This window comes from Bacillus cereus group sp. MG20 (genome assembly GCF_040459885.1).
GTDB lineage: Bacteria > Bacillota > Bacilli > Bacillales > Bacillaceae_G > Bacillus_A > Bacillus_A cereus.
Genome location: NZ_JARVHF010000001.1, coordinates 754,797 through 779,328, shown reverse-complemented (window position 1 = coordinate 779,328; position 24,532 = coordinate 754,797). Strand labels below are relative to the sequence as shown.

Genomic DNA, 24,532 nt, shown 5'->3' with positions numbered 1-24,532 from the left:
AAAAGTAAATGAAAGGAGAAATAAAATGAATATAAAGCAGTTTAACGAACATATAACATCATTATTTGGAGAGCATCTTCATAAATACGGCGATGATGAATATGGTTTTACTCATATAAGTAAAGATGAATTTCACAAAATCGGTTACACAACAAATTTAACGTTAGAAACTATTGAAGAAGCGTATAGAAATGGAGTCGATATGATAGTTACACATCATGCGCCGTGGAGTTTTTTATTTGGTATGGAAGAGGCTTGTATTGAGAAATTGAAGCAATATGAAATGAATCATTTTTGGGTTCATTTGCCGTTAGATTTTGTAAAGTTTGGCACATGTACATCGTTATTTAACGGAATTGGGATAGATACAATACTGGAATATTCCACGTATGAGGAAGAAGAACTACCGGGAATAGGAGAATATAAAGAAGCGATTCCTTTTTCAAACTTAGTTGGAAAACTTGAAGAAAAAATGGAAGAGAAAGTGAAGAGCTGGAAAAATCACGATAAACCAGTAAAACGGATTGCGATTTTAACCGGTGCAGGAAACAATACAAATTTGATTGAACGTGCATTAGAAAAAGGGTGTGACACGTACATAACAGGTGAAAAAACATTATATACAGTTCAACATGCGAAATTTAAAGGGATTAATTTAATTGTAGGCAGTCATACGTTTACAGAAGTGTTTGGTGTAGAAAGTTTGGCTCATAAATTACAAGACAGAGACCCTGCAATAGAAATTATTAGAGTATATGAAGAGCATTTAGAGTGATAAAATCACGTTATCATAAATGAGATATTGAAGAAAGCCATTGTAATAAAATAAAATTGTTGTTTGTTATATTAGGATGGTTGGGAGGATTTCCCTTGCGTTTGTCAAATAATAGTAAAGTTGTCTTTTGAATTAAGGGAATCTTCCGAATTAAAGGGTGAGAGAATGGACATTTCAATAATCACTGCACAACTAGTTAAGGAAAAAGTTATTTCATATTATCCAAAAAGCGTAAAAGCATTAAACGGGGGAACGGCAAGTACTATATATTTGTTAGATGAACAATACGTTGTAAAGTTGAATGAATCGGATGTCATACGTGAAGAAGCTTATTTTCTTCAGTTTTATAAAAAGGACGAATTATTTCCAAAGCTTTTATATAAGGAACCTTTAAATCGCTATATTGTTTACTCATTCCTTGAGGGCACAAATTCTTGCAAACTAGGCTATAAACGGAGTGTTCTTTGTAAACTTGTAAAAGAAGTTATCAATGAGTATGAAGTAGCTACAGAGGTTGATGGCTGGGGATGGAAAGAAAATTCGGTTCAATCTTGGAGTGAATTTTTAACAACAAATGTGATAGAAGCTCATGAAAATGTAAGGCGTTACATAAGTGAAGAAGAGTATAGAACGGTTCTTAAGTTAGCGAATAGGGACGTTGGAATAAATCAGCTATTTTTATTGCATGGTGATCTTGGATTTCATAATTTTATATTTCAAGAGAATAAACTGCACGGTGTAATTGATCCTTTACCAGTGTTAGGAGATCCTATATATGATTTAATTTATGCGTTCTGTTCAACTCCCGAAGATTTAACAAAAGAAACGATTGGTTATGCGATGAAACAATGTGTATTTCATAAAAATGACCGTGATTTATATGAAGAAATAGTCATAGGATTATATTTGCGTATAGATACATGTTTACGGCACCACCCGAAAGATTTAGAAGATTATTTAGAAGCTTGGCATTATTGGATGGGTGAGGTTGAGGTGACTTTATAGTACAAATATTTTTGGGGAGATAGTGAGATGAATGTTGCAGAAGCGAAAAAGGATTTAGCAATAAAAACGAAGAGAGGCCTACCGATTATATTAGCCGGCGTTTTATTTTGGATAGTTATGAGTATAACGGGATTTGTTCTTTCTGAAAAACAAGTGGTGTGGGTATATTTAATCGGTATGGGCTGTGTGTTTCCTTTTGGCTTAATGATAGCTGCTATATTGAAGATTGATATGTTTGCGAAAGGAAATCCGTTAGGGGTTTTGGCAGGCTTAATTGGTGGAATAAATGTATTGAATATTCCACTTGTATTACTTGCCTATTTTCAATTTCCAGAATGGTTACCTTTTGTAGTAGCGATGTTAATAGGTGTTCATTTTATTCCGTACGTATGGATTTATGAAAGTAAAAGTTATGGTTTATTATCAGTAGGGACTGTATTTGTAACGTCAGTTTGCGGGATTCTTTTTGCAGAAAAAGGATTTACTGTAATTCCATTATCGGTTACAGTTGTCTATTTACTTACTTTTATAAGTTTAATAATTGAAAATAAAAAAGCAGATCATTATCAACAAAAGTCAGCTTAATAAAAATATAGGGATAGGGGAAATTATGATGAAAAATTTCGTTTGTACAACGTGTGGCGTGCAGTATGCAGCGAGTGTAGAAGAACCAGTGAGTTGTCATATTTGTGATGAAGAAAGGCAGTATGTGAATCCGAAAGGGCAGTCTTGGACGACTTTAGAAAATTTGCAAACAGATGATACATATAAAAATGAAATAATTAAAGAGGAAAATGGACTTTATAGTATTACGACAAAACCAGGATTTGCGATCGGTCAAACGGCATTTGTAGTGAAAACAGAGTCATATCGTTTACTGTGGGACTGTATTACGTATTTAGATGAAACGACAATTACGAAAATAAAAGAGCTTGGCGGATTAGATGCGATTGCATTGTCTCATCCTCATTATTATTCAACGCAAGTAGAATGGGCAGAGACATTTGATGTACCAATTTATATACACGAAGATGATAAAGAGTGGGTGATGCGTCCGAGTAGTCGTATTATTTATTGGTCTGGTGAGTCTTTACAATTAGCTGATGGATTAGTCATTCATCGTTTAGGGGGACATTTTAAAGGTGGATCTGTCTTACATTGGGAAGAAGGTAATGACGGAAAAGGAATTTTGTTAACAGGTGATATTATTCAAGTTGTAGCAGATGAGCGGTGGGTAAGCTTCATGTACAGCTATCCAAACTTAATTCCACTACCAGCGAGAAAAGTGGAAGAAATGGTGAATCGAGTGAAGCCGTTACAGTTTAATCGTTTATACAACGCTTTTCATCGAGTAGTAAAAGAAAATGCAAATGAGGCAGTTGAACGTTCTGCTGACAGATATATAAAAGCAATAGAAGGAAAGTTGTTTCATACGTAAAAGGAGAGTAGCTTAATGAAAACGTTAGTATGTTTTGGAGATAGTATTACAGCTGATGAAACATTTTTTGATGGAATGCCGAGATTAACACCACGTTTGCAAGAGATGTTTCCGAACTGGAAAGTAGTGAATGCAGGTGTTCCAGGTGATAATACATTCGATGCGTTAAATAGGATTGAAGAAGATGTAATATCATATAAACCAGATTTCGTAACAGTTTTTCTTGGTACGAATGATGCAGTTTCTTTTTCTCAAGTGTCATTACAAGCATATAAAGAAAACTTAGAGAAGATTGTGAACCAAGTTTCATCAGATAAAGTACTACTGATTAGTCCTGCACCAGTTGATGAAGAAAGACAGCATAATAGAACAAATAGAGTGCTTAGTCAGTATGCAGACGTGGTGGAGAAAGTGGCGAGGGAAACAGGAAGTTATTTTCTAAACGTATTCGCTGAAATGATTCAAGAACGGGATTATAAAAGATTTGTAGAAAATGATGAAAAAGATGGATTACACTTTGGGCCAGAAGGTTATGAGTATGTAGCGAAGTTAATTGGTGAAAAGTTAAAAGGGATTTTATAAGGAGCAAAGCACTTAGTGCTTTGCTTTTTCGTATTTCTTTCGTAGTCCATAAACTTATTGATTGCTGTAATTTGGATAGATATTTTGCATTTTTATCCCGCATTAACTGCCCGTAAATGCCCGATTGGTGAGGGCTAATAATCAGTGGGGGATGAGCAAAAAAAACACTGATTAAAGTTTCACTTTATGTGGGTAAAAGGTTAGTGCTGTTTTAAAGTAATATAAATTTATTTTTAAAAATTTATATTTCGTAGTTGAAAATTAATAAAGGTGTAACTATAATAGTTACAGCAAGTTTGTTGTTTTGAGATGTACATATTGAATTACAAGAATGAAGGGAGTTTTTATGTAAATCAAAAAGCTATAAAATCCATTAATTTTTATAATAAGATAAAATGCTTTTGGTTCATACACATTATTAAATATGTTATTTCTAATAGAAAACTAGAGGTGGAAAAATGAAAAATTTTAAAGGTATGTTAATATCATCACTTGCAATTACAGCTTTTGCTGGGGTAGGTACGACATTTGTAACAAATACAGTACATGCTGCTAATGACGATTCTAGTAAAATACAAGTTCGTTCTAATAAGAGTATAAACACAACAACTGGCTCGAGATTGCCTGTATTATCAGTCAATCCTTATGATGAACCTAGATTTTCAAGACAGGGATATCTTGAAGAGGCACCTTTAGGAATTAATGCTCCTTATGCTTGGGGAATTAAAGGAGGAAATGGCCAGGGAGCAACTTTTGTAGATTTGGAAGAAGGTTGGTTATTAAATCATGAAGATTTAGTCGGTCAAAATATTGAATTTATGTCTGGAAAAATGAGTAATGATCTTTCTCACGGTACTTCAGTTCTAGGTGTTGTTTCTGCAGCTGACAATGGGATTGGGAACATTGGGATTGCACCAAAAGCAAAGGCAAAAGTAATTTCAGTGATCCGAGATAATGGGAGAATCGATGTAAGAGATGCTATTTTAAGTGCCGTAGATTCTTTACAGGCTGGAGATGTTTTATTAATAGAAGAATCCTTTAAATATGATGGATATGGAGATGACCCTTTACCAGTAGAAGTATACCCGAGTATATTTAACGCAATTCGCAAAGGTACAGATAAAGGCATTATTATTGTAGAAGCAGCTGGTAATGGTGGGATTGATTTAGATGAATTTAAAGACCGTAATGGTAAGCAGATTTTAAATCGAAATAGTCGAGACTTTAAAGATTCAGGAGCTATTATAGTTGGAGCATCTACTGCAAGAGTTCCTCATAAACGTTTAGCTTTCTCTAACTATGGTAGTAGAATTGATGTATATGGTTGGGGAGAATATGTTGATACATTAGATACATATCAAAATCAAAATAGTAAAGGACAAAAAGTTACAGATCAGAACATAATTAATCGTTATACTTCTAATTTTCGTGGTACTTCTAGCGCTTCGCCTATAATTGCTGGGGCTGCTGTATCGATTCAAGGGATTGCTAAAGAACATTTAGGTAAGGCATATACACCAAAAGAATTGAGAGCAATTTTAAGTAATCCTAATACAGGCACAAAGACTAATAACCCATCATCTGATAAAATAGGGGTTTTACCAGATTTAAAAGCGATTTTGTCTAACCTTGGATTTCATAATGATTTGACTACCAATGATCCTATGGTATTTCCAGATAACGTAGAAAAAAATGAAGGAAAAGAAAATTCAACTTTCGTATTTCCAGGTGAAGAAACAAAAAGAACAGGTGATAAAAATTCAACTGTAACCTTTCCAGAAGAAGATTTAAAACAGGAGGAAAAAGAAGAGGGATTAATTGTTTTTCCTGATTAATAAAAAAATACTACCTTCCATTTGGAGGTAGTATTTTTTATTTCTTGTCAATAACAAGCAGGCATGAAATTTGTATTTGTTTATCTTTCATAATGAATTTAACTAAAAAAATCGAATATTTGACTGTTAATTTACTTTTTCGTCTCAATCAATTACATGAATTAATCTAGAAATGCTTGCTGTAATGCTTTCAGTCCATCGCTGTAAATACCATGAAACAGATTTATTGCCTCTTCATCACTAACCTCAACAGGAGTGAATGTACCAGACCACTCTACTAACGATGTATTACTTTCAGTACCTTCTTTCACCTGGATTGTAGATAAATAATTAGTGACTGGGAACGGTGCATTCATGATTGAATACGTGTAGTAGCGTTCTTTATCATTGAATATTTCTAAGCGTTCTATAATTGTATCACCATCTGGATTAGCTAGATGACGTACACGACCGCCTTCCGTTAATTTACTGCTAGGTATATAAGGTAACCAGTCTGGAAGGGAGTTGAAACCTCCGATTAATTGCCATACTTGTTCAGGTGAACCGAAAATTTCCATAGATGTAGTAGTATGTGCCATATTCATTACGCTCCTTTTCATCCCGGTATTTACGGGTAAATAATCAGTGGGGGATGCTCCCACTGATTAAAGTTTCATTATTATTTTACGTTGATTGGTAGTGGTGCATTAGGTGCTACTAGTTTTTGTTCGCGCATTTCTTCCCAGAATGCTGCTGGAATTACTGTATTTAAGGCGTTTTGGTCTTCTACAATTCGTTCCGGTTTACTTGCACCAGGAACAACGGCAGCAACTGCTGGATTTGCTAGTGAAAATTGTAATGCAGCAGCTTTGATGCTGATGTCGTGACGATCTGCAAGAGCTTTGATTTTCTCAACCTTTGCAATAATTTCTGGCGATGCTTTTTGATATTCGAAGTGAGCGCCTCCAGCAAGAATACCTGAGCTATATGGGCCACCAACAACAATATCCATATTATGCTTTACAGCTGCAGGCATTACTCGTTGCAATGCACGTTCGTGGTCTAATAATGAATAGCGACCAGCTAGTAAGGATATATTTGGTTTCGCTTCTTCTAAATCAAGCATAAGTTCAATTGATTCTACTTTGTTTACTCCAAGCCCCCAGCCCTTAATAACTCCTTCTTCACGTAAACGTGTTAGCGCACGGAATGCTCCTGTTCGAGCTGTTTCAAATTGTGAAATCCACTCATCACCATAAAAGTCTTGTGCTAAATCATGAATGAAAACAAAGTCTAGACGATCTGTTTTTAAACGTTTCAAACTTTGCTCGATAGAACGAAGTGTTGCATCTGCGCTATAGTCATTGATCATTTTATTTTTGCGACCAAATTCGAAAAGTCCGCCTTTTTCACCTAAATCACGTGCAGATGGATCTTCTAGTTCATCTGAAATCGTTCGACCTACTTTGGTGCTTAAAAAGTAATCATCACGATTTCTTTTTGACAGTGCTTCACCAAGACGGATTTCCGCTAATCCAGATCCATAAAGTGGAGCTGTATCAAAGTAACGAACGCCATTCTCCCAAGCAGCATCCACTGTAGCGATTGCTTCTTCCTCTGGGATATTACGGTACATATTTCCTAGTGGTGCTGTACCAAACCCGATTTTTTCTTTTAGTAATTTACTCATTATAGATATCCTCCTAAAATGTATTTGAAAATTATTTATTCATTGTGAATGGATGTGAAAATGAAAACATGTCATTTCATCGTCTGACAAAATGTATGATAAAAATACTCACTTTAAAGTACAGGTACTAACAGGTAATTTCTAACACTGCATGACTCACTCAACTCTTACAAATGCTATTATGAAATGTATTTTACATAATGAAAAGTACGTACTTTAAAGTGATATAGATACTAAAAAGTAATACAGGTACTTTTTGGTGCCGTACTACTCATCTGCTGTTTACGTATGCTATTATGAAACATGTTTAACACAATAAAAAGTACGTACTTTAAGGTGCTATAGATACTTAAAAGTAATATTTAAATATTTTAGCTTATTTGTCTTATAAAATTATTAAAGGAGATTTTTATATGAAAACATACAATATTCCTGTAGAGGCAACTTTAGAGGTTATCGGTGGAAAGTGGAAAGTAGTTATCCTTTGTCATTTAAAGAAAGACAAAAAGAGAACGTGCGAATTAAAACAATTAATGTCTGGTATTACACAAAAGATGTTAACGCAACAATTACGTGAATTAGAAGAAGATGGTGTAATCGAGAGAAAAGTGTATAACCAAGTGCCACCAAAAGTAGAATACTCTTTAACTGATTACGGTCATTCTTTAGATTCTATACTCGATACTCTTTGTAACTGGGGAGAAAATCATCTTGAAAAGAATGGTAACACGTCTATGCTTATAACCGCAGCTGAATAAAGAAAGAAAAAACGAACGAGAATACGTTCGTTTTTTCTTTTTGTATAGAGGGAGATTTTTAAGCAGCATAATTACTTTTTTGTAATATAGGTACTTTTTTGTGCTGTAGGAACTAAAATGTGCCGTATAGAAAATTATTTATTTTTACGTAACAATAGATAAGGAATTTATAAAAAAGGAGAGGAGATCGCGTGAAACAATATAATATACCTATAGAAGCAACTTTAGAAATTATCGGTGGAAAGTGGAAGGTCGTCATTTTATGTCACTTAACGAAAGGGACGAAGAGAACGAGTGAGTTGCAACGTCTAATTCCTGAAATTTCTGTGAGAATGTTAACGCAGCAACTACGTGAGCTGGAAGAAGATGGTGTGATTACACGTGAAATTTACAAAGAAATTCCCCCTCGAGTAGAATACTCCCTAACCGATTATGGGTGGTCTTTACAAAATGTATTAAATCAATTAACCGCATGGGGAGAACGATGCATAGATAGAAAAAACACAGAAGTTAAGTGAAATCTCTATATGTAATATTGAAAACACCACCTAATGAAGAGGTGGTGTTTTTCGTTTTAAAACTTTAGAAAGTTGTTATGATGAAAAGTAAATTTTTTGAGGACCTGTTTCAGTCATGGGTACTTAAAAGTGCCTACATCACTTTAAAGTACGTACTATGCTTCATAATATAACCGTTTTATAATGACACTCGTAGCAAGAAGTCATAAAGATTTTAAGCTATGTTCAAAAAGACTTATTAACTAGTATAGTTTTTTGTTCAATTTTTTAGTAGGAGATGTTTTTATGGTTGAAGAACTTTTTTATAAAAAAATACTTAAAAATCTGTTTTCAGATCCAGTTCAAATTACACTTTGGAATGGAGAAACAATACAATATGGCGAAGGGGAACCTCAATTTCATATAACATTCCATAAGCCGCTCTCAAAAAAAGAAATTGCTAAGGATCCTTCTATTGCATTCGGTGAAGCATATATGAATGGAGACCTTGAAATAGAGGGTAACCTTGAAAAAGCAATTCAATCTATTTATAAAAGGCAGGATAGCTTTTTAGGTGATAGTAAGTTGCAATATTTCAAAAGTAAATGGAATTTCTCAAAACAAAAAAATAAAGATGATATTGCTCATCATTATGATATTGGGAACGATTTCTATAAATTATGGCTTGATGAAACAATGACATATTCTTGTGCATATTTCCAAAATGAGCAAGATTCTTTAACGACAGCTCAACATAATAAAGTGAATCATATTTTGAAAAAGTTGAACCTTCAAAAAGGTGATACGCTATTAGACATCGGTTGCGGGTGGGGTGAGCTCATTACAGCTGCCGCTAAGCAGTACGGTGTGAAAGCGATGGGAGTAACGTTAAGTGAGGAACAATTTGCAAAGACTTCCGAGCGAATTAAACAAGAGGGACTTACGGATTTAGTTGAAGTATCTTTACTTGATTACCGCGATATTAAGAATCGTAAATTTGATAAAATTGTTAGTGTAGGTATGATCGAACATGTAGGAAAAGACAACATTACGCAATACTTTGAAACAGTTAACAAACTACTAAATGATGGCGGGATTTCTCTGCTGCATTGTATTACTTCTCCGGCTAATGGTGGTGCTACGAATGGTTGGATTGAAAAATATATATTCCCTGGTGGGTATGTTCCTGCTGTTAACGAATTAATCACGAACATGACAAACGAACAATTTTTCATTGTTGATGTGGAAAGCTTACGTAGACATTACGGGAATACATTACAACATTGGGCTCAAAATTTTGAAAACGTACTAGAGGAAGTTCGCAAAACGAAAGATGAGCGATTTATCCGCATGTGGCGTTTATATTTAAATGCATGTGCAGCTTCATTCTTTACAGGTAATATTGATTTACATCAATTTGTATTTACAAAAGGGATTAATGATACAATTCCGATGACACGTTCTTATATGTATGAATAAGAGCATGTAACCAAGGAGCTCTCTAGTCATCGAGTGTAAATAAAATGATGATAGGACATAAGTCTATAACTTAAAGTCGAGATGGGGATCAGAAAATGATTTCTATCTCGACTTTTTGATATATAATTTTAAAATCAAAACTATATACTTTTAAAGAAAAAATATATAATAAATGTAGAAACGAAAATTTATGAGCAAGGAAGTTGAAGAACATGACATTAACAATGGGCTTTATTGGATTTGGAAAATCAGCTAACCGTTATCACCTACCTTATCTGAAGACACGTAAAAATATAAAAGTAAAAACGATTTTTGTGCGTCAAATAAATAAAGAATTAGCGGCTCCATATGAGGAAAAAGGTGTTTACTTCACTACTGATTTGGACGAATTGTTGAATGACAAAGAAATTCAAGTAGTGACGATTTGTACGCCAGCACATACGCATTATGAATTAGCAAAAAAAGTTATACTAGCCGGAAAATCAGTTATCGTTGAAAAACCATTTTGCGATACAGTAGAACATGCGAAAGAATTATTAGCTTTAGGACGAGAGAAAGGTGTAGTCGTTATGCCTTATCAAAACCGTCGTTTTGATGGTGATTTTTTAGCTGTAAAGCAAGTAGTTGAACAAGGATTCCTTGGTGATATTATTGAGATTGAATCACATATTGATTATTTCCGTCCTGGTTCAATCACTCATGAAGCTCCAAAAGAAGAAGGTTCATTTTACAGTTTAGGTATTCATACGATGGACCGCATGATTTCACTATTAGGCCGTCCAGATACGGTGACATACGATATTCGTAATAATGAAATGGAAGGTGCGGTTGATAACTATTTCGATGTTGGTCTACATTACGGAAATCAGTTGAAGATTAAACTAAAAACGAACCATGTTGTAGCAAAAGATTATCCACGTTTTATCGTTCATGGAACAAATGGCTCATTTATTAAATACGGTGAAGATCAGCAGGAAAATGATTTGAAAGCGGGTATTATGCCTGAGAGTGCAGGATTTGGTGAAGATTCGCCGATGTACTATGGAATTGCTAAGTATCGTAATGCAAATGGTGACTGGATTGAAAAACAAATTAAAACGCCGCTTGGTGATTATGGTCGTTTCTATGATGCAGCTTATGACACAATTGTAAATGGTGCACCAAAACTTGTGAAAGACGAAGAAGCGGTAACGAATATTGAAATCTTGGAAAACGGATTTGCTGCCCCATCACCTTCAGTTTACAAACTTGAGGCTTTACATTTGAATGAATAGAAGAGAGTTTGCGGTATAAAGGAGGTATGGAAATGGCAAGCGGATCAACACAAGTAAAATACCTCGGCATTTATCAAAAGATTAAACAGCAAATTTTAGACGGTGAATATAAAATCAACGAAAAAATTCCGAGTAGCTCCGTCCTTGCTGAAGAATTCGATGTTTCAGCACTTACGATTAAAAAAGCGCTGGATCTATTAGTAAGAGACGGCTACATTATCCGTCGGCGCGGAAGTGGAACAGTGGTACAAGATTGGCATCAGCAGGAAAAGGCACGAATGATTCAAACTTTAACAGGTACGAAAGCTGTTTACGGTAGTGAGGTAGAAAGTAAAATTATCGAGTTTGCGATTGTAGGTGCTGATGAAGTAGTTGCTGAGAAATTGGGAGTTTCAATTGGTGATTTCGTCTATAAAATCATTCGCCTCCGCATCATTCACAGCATTCCAACGATTATGGAGCATACATGGATGCCAATTTCGGTTATCCCAGGTGTTGAGGCTTCTGTTTTAGAGGAGTCGATATACTCACATATTCAAAATAAACTTGGCCTTGAAGTAGGGACATCTGTTGTCAGGGTTAAAGGAATTCGCCCAGATGATAGGGAAAAGCAGTTTATGAACTTAACAAATCAGGATTTCCTAATGCGAGTTGAGCAAGTAGCTTACTTAACGGATGGACGAACTTTTGAATATTCTTATGCAGATCATCTACCGGAAACCTTTGAGTTTGAAACAGTCATTACGGCAAAAAAATTATAAAGAGACATAAAAACCGGTTGAGGCAAGTATTGTCTCAACCTATTTTATGTCTTCTACAGTTATTATTCATCTGCTGTAATCAGCATGGATGTGTTCCCGTTTTTTTCAAGATGAACTTCTCCCCAGGAACAGAGGGAATCGAGTATAGCTCCTAAAGACGAACCGTAATCCGTTAAAGAGTACTCTACTTTTGGTGGTACTTGGTCATATACTTTCCTTTGGATTACACCATCTTCTTCTAGTTCCCGTAATTGTTGGGTTAACATTTTTTGCGTAATACCAGGCATTAAACGTTTTAATTCACTCGTTCTTTTTGTTCCTTTTTTTAAATGACAAAGGATAACAACTTTCCACTTTCCACCAATAACTTCTAAAGTCGCTTCTACAGGAATATTGTATGTCTTCATAAAAAAAACTCCTTTGATGAGTTTAGATTTCCGTTTTGGGGTTACATTTGTTTTCGTGCCAAAATTATTACTTTTTAGTGCCTATAACACTTTAAAGTGCGTACTTTTTATTATGTTAAATATATTTCATAATAGCACATGTAAGCAAGAAATGAATAAAATGTACTTTAAAGTACATTGGGAATTGGTTAGCGTAACACTATAGGGACATTCATATAAAACAAATAATTTGTTACGTTCAATAGAATATATCCAAGACTTAACATTTGATTAATAGAACTGTAAAGTTTAAAATTACAGTATAGTTTTTAGAAGTGAGTTGTTATCGTCTGTAAAATGTAGATAAATGAAATATTCTCGAAAAAATAATATTATGTGAATTTGATTCTAAACTGTAATTTTTTTTAATACATTTCAATAAGCGATATTTAAAATGTACGTTTACTAACATTAAAGGAGTGAGTTAAATATGGTAATTCTATATACAACAGCAAGCTGTGCTTCATGCCGAAAAGCGAAAGCATGGCTTGAAGAGCATCAAATTGATTATATTGAAAAAAACATCGTATCAAATTCTATGACAGTTGATGAGCTTAAATCGATTCTTCGTTTAACTGAAGAGGGGGCTACTGAAATTATTTCAACTAGATCCAAAACTTTTCAGGACTTAAATATAAATATTGATGAGCTCTCGCTAAATGAATTTTATACATTAATAATTGAGCATCCACTAATGTTGCGTCGCCCGATTATGCTGGATGAAAAAAGATTGCAAATTGGTTTTAACGAAGAAGAAATTCGCAAATTTTTACCACGTAGTGTCCGAACATTTTTAAACATTGAACTGCAAAAGTTGGCTAATTAATAAGTAATAGTATGAAAGAGAAATTTTTTGAAAGGAGGAAACTGAAGGTGATAGAAGTATGCGTTACAGTTAATTATAAAGATAGAAACTATCAAACAAATGTCATTGTGAACAAAGATACGATTTGGACAAAAATTGAACAGTTGGCAGAAGAACAAGTGAAGAAACAGTGGGGTTTTTAAACTTAATTATTTAAAAAAATGAAGTTATATGCTAGAGATTATAACTAAATTCAAAATTTTTCAGGTATTAAATATAAATAAGAAATTTTCTTGAAAGGAGGAAGCAGAAGATGATAGAAGTATGTGTTACAGTTAATTATAATGATAGAAATTATCAAACAAATGTTATTGTGAGTAAAGATACGATTTGGACAAAAATTGAACAGTTGGCAGAAGAACAAGTGAAGAAACAGTGGAGTGTTTAATTTTCTTTTTAACTTAAAAAGCTAAATGAAGTTATCAGATATAGGTGGGACGGGATAGAATATAAGGGAATTAATTTTTTATGGCAAGAAGCATTCCACATGTTTTAACGTTCTAACCAATCTGTAATATTTATGGCTACAGTATGTTAATATATGAGAAACAATATTTTTAATCGTAGGAGGAAAATCATGAACAGCGACTTTACCTTGGCCATACACAGTTTAACTTATTTAGCTTTACAGCCAGACCGGATGTCAACAAGTAATGCTATTTCAGAAAGTGCAGGTGTTCATCCAGTACGCATTCGCAAAGTACTAAGTTTGTTAAAAAAACATAAGTTTATACAATCGAAAGAGGGGACTGGTGGCGGTTTTATTTTCGCTCGCGATTTAGATGAAATTAATCTTTGGCATATTTATCAGATAACCTCTGAAGGTGCTTTGCAGCCGAAGTGTCCAGAATCAAACAATCAGTGTGTTGTAGGTTCGAATATGCGAAAAGTTCTTTTCGCTATTTTCTTAGGTGCTGAAGAGCATCTAGGTGAATACTTAAAGAATTATACAATGAAAGAAGTTGTTGACCTTATCAATCAAGAGCGTTAAGCGGCTTAATTATTATATAGCCGTGAGTTCTTAACACTTAAATGTAATGAAAAATATTACAGTATAATTTGTTTTTATATCTTTTTTATCGTCACAAAAAATATTTATAGGAAGGTGAAACGGTATGATGTCAAATAATAATCATGTTTTAAAAGTAGGAGATTGGGTTCGTGGAATATCAAATGAAGGTGAATTAATAGTTGGTTATATTGTATCACTTGATGATGTAGAGGATATAGTTACAGTTAGTATTGTGAAACGTGACGGCCAGTACACAATAAACGAAGCGATTTTACTCTTTAGTAAACACGTTAACAAACTCCCTGAATCAAAGGTAATAAATAAGGAACAAATCCTTTATCTTATAGATCTTGCATTATTAACAGGGGATGAAGAATGGTTTATCGAGCTTTCTTCAAAATTAAACTCGATAAACGAGCTAGTTAATGGGGGAGTTTAATTTTTTAGCTTATGCCCTAATCAATAATATCCTCTCTTTTGTTGCATCTTAATAAAAGAGAGGATTGATGTTATGAAAATAAGATTAACAATGGTTAGCATCATATGTCTGTTTAGTTTTTTATTACCATGCATTTCTGCTCAAGCAATTGTAAAAAAGGAAAATGATATAAACAGAAATTTTGGCATAGATTTAACCGGTTATGAACTTTATTCGTTTGGAAACTTTAACCAATTAGATTATAAGATAACGCCACTTACTCAGTTGTTTTTAGGGACAGTGCAAACAGAAGGTGAGTGGATTAATGAACCACGATTATATATTAAGGGAAATAAAGGTTATTTTCATCTTTTGAAAGCGGACGGTACGAATGTTCTTTATACCGTTGAAAAGAGCGAGGATTTTTGGAGGATTATAGATGTAAAAAGAAAGAAAATCAACAGAATACCTGTACCCAAAAAACTTTTAAAAGAAGTAGTAATTGAGCTCTTATTGGAGCCGATAAGCAAAGAGGTTGAAAACCATTATAAGGAACCAAAACTTTGGTATCGAGGTTCTGAAAAAATACTTGAAATAAGAAAAGATACAACAAATTATACTTTTTATGTAACTGTTCAAATTCAAACTTTTGAGGGTGCACACAATCCGCCTTATGGAGAGGACACAATTACTTTTCGCATAAAAGGAAATGATCTAAAAACGATTCATTACAAACATAGAGATATTCCTGAAGAAGAGTCGAACAAACTACACTTAAGATGACATTGAAGTAATTTGTTTGTGAATCCTTGATAACGATAATTATGTAAATGAGCTGTCCATATGGGGCAGCTTTTTTGCTCAGTGTAGCTTTTTAAATTGTATATGAATTCAATATTAATAATATATATCCCAAAAATTGGTTTTTGTATTTTGTGAATCTTTTCTTTTTACCTACATTAATTATTTATTAGAATATCTTTTATGTTTAAAATAAAATTTTTTAATAAAAGGGGATATAAGTATTTTTAGAATGAGTCACCTAGAAAGACAATGTATAATTGTATATTTTTACTAACTAATTCAGCTTTACGCGATAAAAACAATGGCTACATACTAACTGTAAAATATTATCCATATAAAATTATTCCACTTTAATATTTCTGAAAATATAAAAATATTAATTTTATAAATATACACGTTATAATGAGGGCGTCGAGAGAAATTTTATTATCTCTGGAGAAAATATAAAAAATGCGATTCTTAGTAAGAAAGGTGTGTGATTAGAGGCGAAATGTATGTAATGTGCTTCAGTGGCTTGTGTAAGCAATATCATCAGTGCTACCGAAGTTATGAAAGTAATGTATAGAATTGAGAAAGAAATGCCTCGCAAATGAAGAGAGGCCGGTTTAGCTAAAATTACTGTTAAAAGTAAAAAAGAGAAACCACTAAAGTAATACACTGTTATTAGAAATGTTGCAACGTATTTATGAAGTCTATTCTATATTGTTCTCTTAAGGGGTCTTTATATAAAGAGCGGATACTTTGAGTAAACTTTTTTGTGAACGCTAACAATTATATTAGGACGCTAACTAGCGAATGTTTCAATTTGGATTCATTATGATGAAGGACATACAATGTGGGGCAACTTGTAAGGAATTCATTTTCCGAAAAGGGAATATTTGTTAGATGAAAAGAGAGATGTAGGAATAGATACAAGGGGGAGTTATTATATGAACGGGAATACTGCAAAGAAAATAGAAGTTCAAGCTGAAAATACCGCACTAAAAAATGAGCAATATGCAGATCCGAAAAAGTGGCATAAGCAGGATACTACATGGGCACTCAGTCTATTTGGAACTGCAATTGGAGCAGGGGTGCTCTTTTTACCGATTAATGCAGGTTCAGGTGGTTTATTATCTTTACTACTAATTACATTGCTTGCATATCCAGTTATGTACTACTCACATAGGGCACTTGCTAAAATGATATACGCTTCTAATTCTGCTGATGAGGGGATCACAGGTACAATTAGAGAGTATTTCGGAAATAAAGCGAGTATCATTTTTAACATCGTATATTTCGGTTCAATTTATACAATCGTACTAATGTATTCGGTTGCGCTTACAAATACTGCAAGTAGTTTTATCGTGCATCAATTGCACATGGCAGAACCTCCAAGGGCTATTTTATCACTTGTATTAGTTCTTGGTCTTATCGCTATACTAAATTTTGGTCAAGATATTACTGTAAAGGTAATGAGTATGTTAGTGTATCCTTTCATAGTTTCTCTACTTTTTATCGCAATATCTTTAATTCCACAGTGGAATACGTCAATGCTTAGTTTTTCAGCTGTTTCAACTGCTTCAACAGGAACAGGCTATTTTGGGACGATATTGATGATTCTACCAATTATCGTATTCTCATTTAATCATTCACCTATGATTTCATCATTTGTTGTGAAACAGAGAGCTACGTATGGAATCGAAGCCACTGATGCTAAATGTGCGCAAATACAAAAGGTTTGTTATATCATGACATTCGCTGTTGTTATGTTCTTCGTTTGGAGTAGCGCATTGAGCTTGACTCCAGATGATATAAAAATGGCAAAAGAACAAAACTTATCAATTCTTTCATATCTTGCTAATGAGCTTAATTCGCCTGTAATCACTATTGCAGCTCCAATTATTGCTTTTGTGGCTATTACAAAGTCTTTCCTTGGCCATTATATAGGAGCATTTGAAGTAATGCGTGACATGATTATTAAGTTTGGTAAATCACGTGGAAAAGATATTGAAGAAAAAACAATTAAGACAATAATTCTTACTTTTGTTGTATTATCATGCTGGTTTGTTGCTTATACAAATCCAAGTATTCTTGGACTTATTGATTCTCTAAGCGGTCCTTTAGTTGCTGCTATTTTATGTCTATTACCGATGTATGCGATTCAAAAAGTACCAGTACTAGCTAAATACAAAGGGAAAATGAGTAACGTATTTGTTATTATTGTAGGTGTACTTACTGTCTTAGCAAGTATTAAGTCATTATTCTAATTCACTACTGTTGGTTTTAGTATCAAAATAGTTGGATCTGAGAAAATAAGGAGCAAGTTTTGAATAGTTTTTTTCAAAACTTGCTCTTAAAATATTCTAAGCAATTAATTTTACAAATAAGTTTATTCATATTAGTCATCTAGCGTTTTGGTCATATACTCATCCAATATTATCAAGACCTAAATCGAAAAATTTTAAATATCAAGCGCCTAACGTATTATATATCCCTAATATGTTAGGCGCTTTTATTTTGGATAATAAATTTTGAACCTAAATTTGAATAGTATATTTCTCTATTTGATGCTTATTTAATATTGTAAAATTTGTATTGAAAATTCGAGGTTTTAAAAGTATCATATACATATTCAAACATTTGAAGATGTATATGATACTTTTTGAAATTGAGGAAAAGTAACGGAGGGATTTCAATGGGAAACGAAATGCAACAATTTAAAGCAGATTTCTTTAAAGCCTTAGCACACCCTTTGCGAATAGGTATCTTAGAATTATTGTCAGAAGGTGAAAAAAGCGTAAACGAAATTCAAGATATTCTAAATAAGGAAGGTTCAGCTGTTTCTCAGCAATTAAGTGTACTACGTTCAAAAAATATTGTTGTTGGTAGGAAAGATGGAAAAAGAGTTTTATATTCTTTACGAGACCCTATTATTGTGGATTTATTGGTGGTTGCACGGAAGATTTTTAACAACCATTTAATCGATACGATTTCAATGTTAGAAGAGCTAGATGAAGCAGAAAGTGAAATGATGTCCAAGGAGGGATAGGTTGAGTATTGAGGTTAAGAAAGAAGATATCATCCAACATGGGATTGAAACATTTCGCTCATTAGGAGCTCATTACGTTTGTGAAGTTTGTATAAAAAGTGGAAATTCTTGTTGTTTTTCATGCCAACATTTACAAGATGGAGTTGGATGTCAAAAAAGAAATACTGCTTGTACAGCTTGGTTATGTGGAATTCAAGGTTTTTTATTTGATCAAATAGGATTACTGGATGAATGGAATCGTTTTTGGAATGAAATTCCAGGACAAATGTTTCGTAGAGATATTACTCCAGATAAGGTAAGGATTAGATCGTTTATTGATACAAAGAAGCTAGATAGTCGAGCCGGAGAACGTTTAGCAGAAAGATTGAAATCCTATGTACAACAAGGTGGAGATATAGGTGAATTGGAGTGTCATTTAAGTAAAACATATAGTAAATATTAGGGTGTTTTTTATTTTTGTGAAAAGGACAATTTTCTGTATAAGGGACCGAGAAATACATTTGTAATCCAGATCTATTAAAAATAGAAAAGAAGGGTTTGTAATGAGAAAGTTATTTACAGGAAGGTTTGAAGGATATTCATTAGCACATTTTCAAAAGGATCTTCTTTCAGGAATGATTGTTGGAGTTGTTGCGATTCCACTTGCTATGTCTTTTGCTATAGCCTCTGGTGTTAAGCCAGAGTATGGGATTTATACAACCTGTATTGCTGGAATACTCATTTCACTGTTTGGTGGTTCGAAGTATCAAATTGGAGGACCTACAGGTGCTTTTGTTCCGATTCTTTTAGGAGTTGTAATTACCTATGGATACGAAAATTTACTACTCGCGGGTTTGTTAGCTGGAATTATTTTATGTCTTATGGGAATCTTCAAACTAGGCTCTTTAATTAAGTTTATTCCACGTCCTGTAACAATTGGTTTTACTTCAGGTATTGCTGTTATTATCTTTACGGGACAAATTGCTAGTTTTTTAGGTTTAACAGGTATAAAAAAGCATGAGGAATTTCTAGCAAATTTGAAGGAACTCTTCACTCATATCAGTACTACCAATTTTTATAGTGTTATAACTGCTTTGATTTGCTTTTTTGTTATACTCATAACACCAAAGATTTTACCAAAAGTGCCTGGTTCATTAGTAGGTGTTGTTATTTCAACTGTAATTGCAACTGTATTTTTCTCAGGTCATGTACCTACTATTGGTACAGCATATGGCACGATTCCAAATACACTTCCTCAGTTTGATATACCAGAAATCACATTAGAACGTATAAAACAGTTAATTGGTCCTGCATTTGTTATTGCGATGCTCGGTGGAATTGAGTCGCTTTTATCCGCTGTCGTGGCAGATGGTATGACAAATAGTAAACACAACAGTAACAAAGAGCTTGTCGGTCAGGGGATTGCAAATATTGTTACCCCGTTATTTGGCGGGATTCCAGCGACTGGAGCAATTGCTCGTACAGCGACTAATATTAAGAGTGGGGCTGTATCTCCGATGTCGGGTATTATTCATGGGGGATTTGTGTTATTGACACTTTTACTGTTAGCTCCATATGCTTCACATATTCCTCTTGCTAGTATGGCTCCCATTTTAATGGTGGTAGCTTGGAATATGAGCGAACAAAAACATTTTTATCACATACTCAAAATGAAGACAGGGGATTCCCTTGTATTACTAGTAACATTTTTACTTACTGTATTTACTAGTTTAACAACAGCTGTGGAGATCGGTCTTATTTTAGCTGTTATTTTGTTTACAAAACGTATGAGTAATATGCTTGTTATATCTAAAGTGCTTCCTGATCATACAAAAAAGAATGAAAAATTGTTATCGCATGTGGTAAATAAAGCTCATGATTGTCCACAAATTAGTATTTATACAATAGAAGGCCCATTATTCTTTGGGGCTGCTCAAACATTTGAACAAAATATTTTAGCGACTATTCATTATAAACCTAAAGTTTTAATTTTACGTATGGGAAAAGTTCCTTTTATTGATACCACAGGAGAGTCTTACTTTAGGAATATTGTTCAGCACTTCAAAAAACAAGGTGGCGTACTTCTTATTTCTGGAATTCAATCAGAGCTAAAAGCCAATCTAGATAAGAATGGATTGTACGCTGAGATTGGGAAAGAAAACTTTTTTGATCATACCGGGGAAGCAATTAATTGTGCTTTAGGACATCTGAATACAAAAAAATGTATAGGGTGTAAGCATTTTGCTTTTCATGAGTGTACAGGGCTTTCTCAGCAATCGCAGGAAATCAATACAATAAAGAATAAAGTAAATGCATTAGATTTTTAAAAATTTCACTTCACATACAAAGTTTGTTTGATTTAATCTACTTTTTCATCATTTTATTAAAAAATAGAGAAGAAGAAAGTTTGCTTTGGAGAATGTGGAGAAGATTTTTTACAAGGTGTGAACAAGTAGTTTTTTTTATACATTCAACAAATAAGTATCAAACAGTAAGAAGAGAATATTTTCCGTATATTTAAACGGAAAAGGGAAATTAAAAATAATATTTATTTAATAGAATACACGAAAACGAGTGGAGGAAATAAAAATATGTCTAATTTACCAAATTGTCCAAAATGTAATTCAGAATACACTTACGAAGATGGGAATCTTTTTGTTTGTCCAGAATGTGCTCATGAGTGGACTTTAGAATTAGAAGCTGAGAATAGTGAAGATACAAAGGTAATTAAAGATGCAAATGGGAATATTTTAAACGATGGTGATTCTGTAACAGTAATTAAAGATCTTAAAGTAAAAGGAACTTCATCAGTTGTAAAAATTGGTACAAAAGTAAAGAGTATCCGATTAGTTGATGGAGATCATGATATTGATTGTAAAATTGATGGTTTTGGAGCTATGAAATTAAAATCTGAATTTGTTAAAAAGGTATAAATACAATTTTGTTATATCAAAATTAGTTTGAAGTTAATGAATATACACTGTTTTTCAGCTGTACCCCGTGCCCAACAACTTAAGAATTTCGAATTACCTTGAAATGATAAAATGAACTTTTGGTTATGATTCAGCAGATTTTTTTGGGGAGTACCATGAAATTTTAGCTTGCTAGCAATATAGTACAGCCGAAATATTTGAAATAGCTATAAGACTATTCTTTCGATGGCATGATGAAAGATATGGAAAAGGAATAGGTGTCAATCAGACCTCAATATTAATCTTGACCATTAGCAACAAAAACCACCTCTCATAAAGGTGGTTTTTCAGTATTAATATATTTTAATTAGTCACGTCTAAATGGCCCTTTTGGAGCAATTAGCTCTAAATTAGTACCATCTGGATTAAGGAAGTAGGCAACTCCTGTACCAAATCCAGATTTCAAGCCGTTTTCTTGAAAGATAATTGGTTCTCCATATGGGTGCTATCTTATGCCCATCAGGCTAACAAAATGGATTGCCTCTGAAACAAAAAAATGATTTTTATTACTATAAAAAACGTAAAGTATCTGTTTTTAGAAAAAATTAATTTTTATAAATTGATGGAGATATAACTCAATTCTTTTATATATTTAGTTAAATATGATTGTCAGAATGAACTTAAAGTAATTATGATTTCTAGAAATGCGAACTGATGTTTTGAATTGGTTTAAAGTTGCTAGAACAAAATAAAACCAATTGAGCAAAAAAACTTGCAAAAATAAAAAGAGAGATGTATATTAATTGATGTATCAATAATTGATATATCAATTAATATTTTGACAAGAAAGAAAAGGAACATTTTATGAAGGAAATGTTCGTAAATATCAGTGGAGAAGAACGCAAAATACTTATTCATGTTCTATTACAGATGCAAAAAAATGTAGAGAATATTAAAGAATAGAGAGTGTAGGGGGCAGAATAGTGTGGAAATAATCGCAGCTATTTTAGTCGGGATCGTAGCATTAGAACATTTGTTTATCATGATCCTTGAAATGTTTTTTATTGATTCAAAAGTAGCGAAACGTGCTTTCAAATTACCGAAGCATTTAGAAGGAGATCGAAACGTAGCCATTATGTTTGCAAACCAAGGTTTATATAATGGATTTTTAGCGGCTGGTCTCATTTGGGGACTTGTACTTGGACTCAATCCAATTGGTTATATGGTCCAATTATTTTTCGTGATTTGTGTGGTGGTAGCAGCTATTTTCGGAGGTTTCACATCTAATAAATCAATTATTGTGAAACAAGGACTTCCAGCTGTTTTAGCACTGGTTGCCCTTTTATGTATGATATAGAATCAAAGTTTCTCAATAAAAGAACTCATTTTTGAAAAGAATACGCTATTCTTTCTTTAAAATTATAGGAAAGGATGGCGTTTTTGTATGTCTATTTCTATAAGTAGTGAATTATAACTATTCCCTCAAGGGACTCAACTGCTTTTCAGCTTTTGGATATATTTTCATCCATCTTTGTTTCCTCCTATTGTTGGATAGTGTAATAATTGATAAAAATTTTGATGAAATTGGATTATAACGATTGATCAAAAAAGTTAGTGATTAAAAATATTATTCTTTAGTACATACATTTTTAAGATGTTAAATATATTTCATAATAGTCTCTGTAAGATAGGGATAAGTAGAATAGTACTTTAAAGTACCTATAGCACTTTAAAGTGCGTACTTTTTATAACTTTGAATATCATTCATAATAGCACCAGTAAGAAGAAAACAAGCTTTACGGTACTACTAGTTACCAACGATGTTACAGCAGTTTATTTAGAATCAGATTGATTGAAGGGTTGTACTATATGGCCTAATAATTTCGAAAAAATGTCGGTGTGGCATAAAACAATTATGGAGGTTAAAGATATGAGCACTTCAAATTTGAATGAAATAAGTAAACAAATTTTAACAGAGGAGGAAACGCTTCAATTTTCCTCTTTTACAAATGAAGATGCCTTGCAACTAGGTTTATTTATCGTTGAAACAGCAAAGCGAGAGGGGAAATTGATTGCTGTTGATATAACGAAAAATGGTGTGCAATTATTTCATTTCAAGATGACAGGGACAAATGCGGAAAATACGAAATGGATTGAGCGTAAAAAACGAGTCGTTTCCCTGCATGATCGTAGCTCGTATTATATGCAGATACAAAGTGAAATAACTGGAATTTCATATAATGAAAAATATCTTTTAGATACTTCGGAATATGCTGCGTTTGGTGGATGCTTTCCTATCAGGATAAAAAACGTAGGGGTTATTGGAATGATAACAGTTTCAGGATTACCACCAGAAGAAGATCACGAATTGGTAGTAAGAGCAGTTAAAAATCATTTGAACCAATAGTTGTAACTAGTCAATAGATAATTAAATTTAGGGGGCAATACTATGCCATTAATCGAGCTAAATACTTGGCCAACCATGTCAACAGAAGAAAAGAAGGAATTTATTTATAGTGTAACGGAACTTACAATAAAACTATTAAAAATTGTCCCTGACAAAATTCAAGTGTTGATAACGGAACTTGAGAAAGAAAACTGGGGGAAAGCTGGGGCTGTAGCAAGTGATGCTACCTTTGCTGTGAAAAGTAGGGTGTCCGATTGGGAGACAAAAGAGTCTTACGATACACTAGGTCGTAACGTTAATGGAATGGCTATTATTAAGATTGATATATGGAATACATTTGATCAAGAGACAAAGGATAAGTGGGTAAACGAACTTACACAAGTAACATCTAAATATACTCATGCACCTTTGGATAAAGTGCTAATTCTTATTCGTGAAATGATTCCAGGGAACTGGGGACAAAGTGGTGTAACAGGAGCTAATGCAGATTTCCTTTCCAAAAGTCGTACATTTTAATCATTAAATAAAAAAGGCAAAAATGAACACATTTCTGTTCGTTTTTGCCTTTTTATTATTTGTCTGTGG

At 33.3% G+C, this 24,532-nt stretch carries 27 protein-coding genes and 2 pseudogenes; 25 read left to right on the top strand and 4 right to left on the bottom strand.

The genetic code is table 11. From position 1 onward, the window contains the following. The first annotated feature begins 25 nt into the window (after positions 1–25). From QCI81_RS04000 to QCI81_RS03975, 6 genes are all read left to right on the top strand, one after another. Positions 26–775: a Nif3-like dinuclear metal center hexameric protein gene (locus QCI81_RS04000; protein ID WP_048564552.1), complete on the top strand. Its 750-nt coding sequence runs from the start codon at positions 26–28 to the stop codon at positions 773–775. 165 nt (positions 776–940) lie between these two features. After that, entirely contained in the window at positions 941–1,780 is an 840-nt protein-coding gene (locus QCI81_RS03995) for an aminoglycoside phosphotransferase family protein (RefSeq protein WP_353810617.1), read from the top strand. Positions 1,781–1,807: 27 nt separating this feature from the next. After that, complete coding sequence (locus tag QCI81_RS03990) at positions 1,808–2,365, top strand: DUF7010 family protein (RefSeq protein ID WP_023522581.1); 558 nt, start codon at positions 1,808–1,810, stop codon at positions 2,363–2,365. A 25-nt stretch (positions 2,366–2,390) separates the two neighbouring features. Further along, positions 2,391–3,218, top strand: a complete 828-nt coding sequence (locus QCI81_RS03985) for an MBL fold metallo-hydrolase (RefSeq protein WP_081366351.1) — start codon at positions 2,391–2,393, stop codon at positions 3,216–3,218. Between the two features lie 15 nt (positions 3,219–3,233). Further along, positions 3,234–3,800 carry an SGNH/GDSL hydrolase family protein gene (locus QCI81_RS03980; protein ID WP_029442875.1) on the top strand — a complete coding sequence of 189 codons (567 nt, stop codon included), beginning with the start codon at positions 3,234–3,236 and terminating at the stop codon, positions 3,798–3,800. Between the two features lie 458 nt (positions 3,801–4,258). Beyond that, the gene (locus QCI81_RS03975) at positions 4,259–5,635 is read left to right on the top strand and encodes a S8 family peptidase (protein WP_071731211.1); all 1,377 of its coding nucleotides are present in this window, start codon (positions 4,259–4,261) and stop codon (positions 5,633–5,635) included. Positions 5,636–5,796: 161 nt separating this feature from the next. On the opposite strand, the gene QCI81_RS03970 is transcribed toward QCI81_RS03975, so the two are convergent. Both QCI81_RS03970 and QCI81_RS03965 read right to left on the bottom strand, forming a co-directional pair. Then, positions 5,797–6,213, bottom strand: a complete 417-nt coding sequence (locus tag QCI81_RS03970; RefSeq protein ID WP_053563924.1) for an SRPBCC family protein — start codon at positions 6,211–6,213, stop codon at positions 5,797–5,799. 80 nt (positions 6,214–6,293) lie between these two features. Then, on the bottom strand, positions 6,294–7,304 hold the full coding sequence (locus QCI81_RS03965) for an aldo/keto reductase (RefSeq protein WP_000040529.1): 1,011 nt from the start codon (positions 7,302–7,304) through the stop codon (positions 6,294–6,296). A 413-nt stretch (positions 7,305–7,717) separates the two neighbouring features. On the opposite strand from QCI81_RS03965, the gene QCI81_RS03960 reads away from it, so the two are divergent. The 5 genes and pseudogenes from QCI81_RS03960 to QCI81_RS03940 all read left to right on the top strand — a co-directional run bounded on the left by QCI81_RS03960 (position 7,718) and on the right by QCI81_RS03940 (position 12,083). After that, on the top strand, positions 7,718–8,062 hold the full coding sequence (locus QCI81_RS03960; RefSeq protein ID WP_000860820.1) for a winged helix-turn-helix transcriptional regulator: 345 nt from the start codon (positions 7,718–7,720) through the stop codon (positions 8,060–8,062). Positions 8,063–8,253: 191 nt separating this feature from the next. Further along, the gene (locus tag QCI81_RS03955; RefSeq protein WP_000816339.1) at positions 8,254–8,580 is read left to right on the top strand and encodes a winged helix-turn-helix transcriptional regulator; all 327 of its coding nucleotides are present in this window, start codon (positions 8,254–8,256) and stop codon (positions 8,578–8,580) included. A 285-nt stretch (positions 8,581–8,865) separates the two neighbouring features. Next, positions 8,866–10,038 (top strand): cyclopropane-fatty-acyl-phospholipid synthase, encoded by a 1,173-nt coding sequence (locus QCI81_RS03950; protein ID WP_069355988.1) that lies wholly within the window; start codon positions 8,866–8,868, stop codon positions 10,036–10,038. A gap of 212 nt (positions 10,039–10,250) precedes the next feature. Then, on the top strand, positions 10,251–11,312 hold the full coding sequence (locus tag QCI81_RS03945; RefSeq protein ID WP_053563928.1) for an oxidoreductase: 1,062 nt from the start codon (positions 10,251–10,253) through the stop codon (positions 11,310–11,312). Between the two features lie 32 nt (positions 11,313–11,344). Continuing rightward, positions 11,345–12,083 (top strand): annotated as a pseudogene (locus QCI81_RS03940) (GntR family transcriptional regulator). Between the two features lie 52 nt (positions 12,084–12,135). On the opposite strand, the gene QCI81_RS03935 reads toward QCI81_RS03940, so the two are convergent. Continuing rightward, complete coding sequence (locus QCI81_RS03935) at positions 12,136–12,480, bottom strand: winged helix-turn-helix transcriptional regulator (protein WP_000860830.1); 345 nt, start codon at positions 12,478–12,480, stop codon at positions 12,136–12,138. Positions 12,481–12,949: 469 nt separating this feature from the next. Here QCI81_RS03935 and spxA point away from each other — a divergent pair, with 469 nt between their 5' ends. From spxA to QCI81_RS03880, 11 genes are all read left to right on the top strand, one after another. Then, the gene (spxA, locus tag QCI81_RS03930) at positions 12,950–13,345 is read left to right on the top strand and encodes a transcriptional regulator SpxA (RefSeq protein WP_000236189.1); all 396 of its coding nucleotides are present in this window, start codon (positions 12,950–12,952) and stop codon (positions 13,343–13,345) included. Positions 13,346–13,392: 47 nt separating this feature from the next. Then, complete coding sequence (locus QCI81_RS03925) at positions 13,393–13,527, top strand: BA3454 family stress response protein (protein WP_000573515.1); 135 nt, start codon at positions 13,393–13,395, stop codon at positions 13,525–13,527. 110 nt (positions 13,528–13,637) lie between these two features. After that, on the top strand, positions 13,638–13,772 hold the full coding sequence (locus QCI81_RS03920) for a BA3454 family stress response protein (protein WP_000573530.1): 135 nt from the start codon (positions 13,638–13,640) through the stop codon (positions 13,770–13,772). Between the two features lie 189 nt (positions 13,773–13,961). After that, positions 13,962–14,375 carry an Rrf2-family transcriptional regulator SaiR gene (gene saiR / locus QCI81_RS03915; RefSeq protein ID WP_001083465.1) on the top strand — a complete coding sequence of 138 codons (414 nt, stop codon included), beginning with the start codon at positions 13,962–13,964 and terminating at the stop codon, positions 14,373–14,375. A gap of 124 nt (positions 14,376–14,499) precedes the next feature. Continuing rightward, entirely contained in the window at positions 14,500–14,835 is a 336-nt protein-coding gene (locus tag QCI81_RS03910; RefSeq protein ID WP_000987464.1) for an IDEAL domain-containing protein, read from the top strand. A gap of 72 nt (positions 14,836–14,907) precedes the next feature. Next, positions 14,908–15,597, top strand: coding sequence for a DUF3888 domain-containing protein (locus QCI81_RS03905; RefSeq protein WP_071731210.1), 690 nt, complete (start codon positions 14,908–14,910; stop codon positions 15,595–15,597). Between the two features lie 950 nt (positions 15,598–16,547). Further along, positions 16,548–17,867 (top strand): aromatic amino acid transport family protein, encoded by a 1,320-nt coding sequence (locus QCI81_RS03900; RefSeq protein WP_001014163.1) that lies wholly within the window; start codon positions 16,548–16,550, stop codon positions 17,865–17,867. Positions 17,868–18,295: 428 nt separating this feature from the next. Beyond that, positions 18,296–18,649, top strand: coding sequence for an ArsR/SmtB family transcription factor (locus tag QCI81_RS03895; protein WP_000526188.1), 354 nt, complete (start codon positions 18,296–18,298; stop codon positions 18,647–18,649). Between the two features lies 1 nt (position 18,650). Then, positions 18,651–19,091 carry a hypothetical protein gene (locus QCI81_RS03890; RefSeq protein ID WP_000021459.1) on the top strand — a complete coding sequence of 147 codons (441 nt, stop codon included), beginning with the start codon at positions 18,651–18,653 and terminating at the stop codon, positions 19,089–19,091. A gap of 100 nt (positions 19,092–19,191) precedes the next feature. Next, the gene (locus QCI81_RS03885) at positions 19,192–20,955 is read left to right on the top strand and encodes a SulP family inorganic anion transporter (RefSeq protein ID WP_001228485.1); all 1,764 of its coding nucleotides are present in this window, start codon (positions 19,192–19,194) and stop codon (positions 20,953–20,955) included. A gap of 264 nt (positions 20,956–21,219) precedes the next feature. Then, a complete protein-coding gene (locus QCI81_RS03880) occupies positions 21,220–21,561 on the top strand; it encodes a zinc ribbon domain-containing protein YjdM (RefSeq protein ID WP_000067658.1) in 342 nt (113 codons plus the stop codon). 346 nt (positions 21,562–21,907) lie between these two features. Here QCI81_RS03880 and QCI81_RS27155 read toward each other — a convergent pair. After that, positions 21,908–22,042 (bottom strand): annotated as a pseudogene (locus tag QCI81_RS27155) (VOC family protein); the annotation flags it as partial. A 483-nt stretch (positions 22,043–22,525) separates the two neighbouring features. Between QCI81_RS27155 and QCI81_RS03875 the strand changes: the two are divergent. From QCI81_RS03875 to QCI81_RS03865, 3 genes are all read left to right on the top strand, one after another. Then, positions 22,526–22,897: a DUF1304 domain-containing protein gene (locus QCI81_RS03875; protein WP_000402473.1), complete on the top strand. Its 372-nt coding sequence runs from the start codon at positions 22,526–22,528 to the stop codon at positions 22,895–22,897. Between the two features lie 534 nt (positions 22,898–23,431). Beyond that, entirely contained in the window at positions 23,432–23,947 is a 516-nt protein-coding gene (locus QCI81_RS03870; RefSeq protein WP_141241009.1) for a heme-degrading domain-containing protein, read from the top strand. Positions 23,948–23,989: 42 nt separating this feature from the next. Beyond that, positions 23,990–24,463 carry a tautomerase family protein gene (locus QCI81_RS03865; RefSeq protein ID WP_001128306.1) on the top strand — a complete coding sequence of 158 codons (474 nt, stop codon included), beginning with the start codon at positions 23,990–23,992 and terminating at the stop codon, positions 24,461–24,463. Positions 24,464–24,532 lie beyond the last annotated feature (69 nt).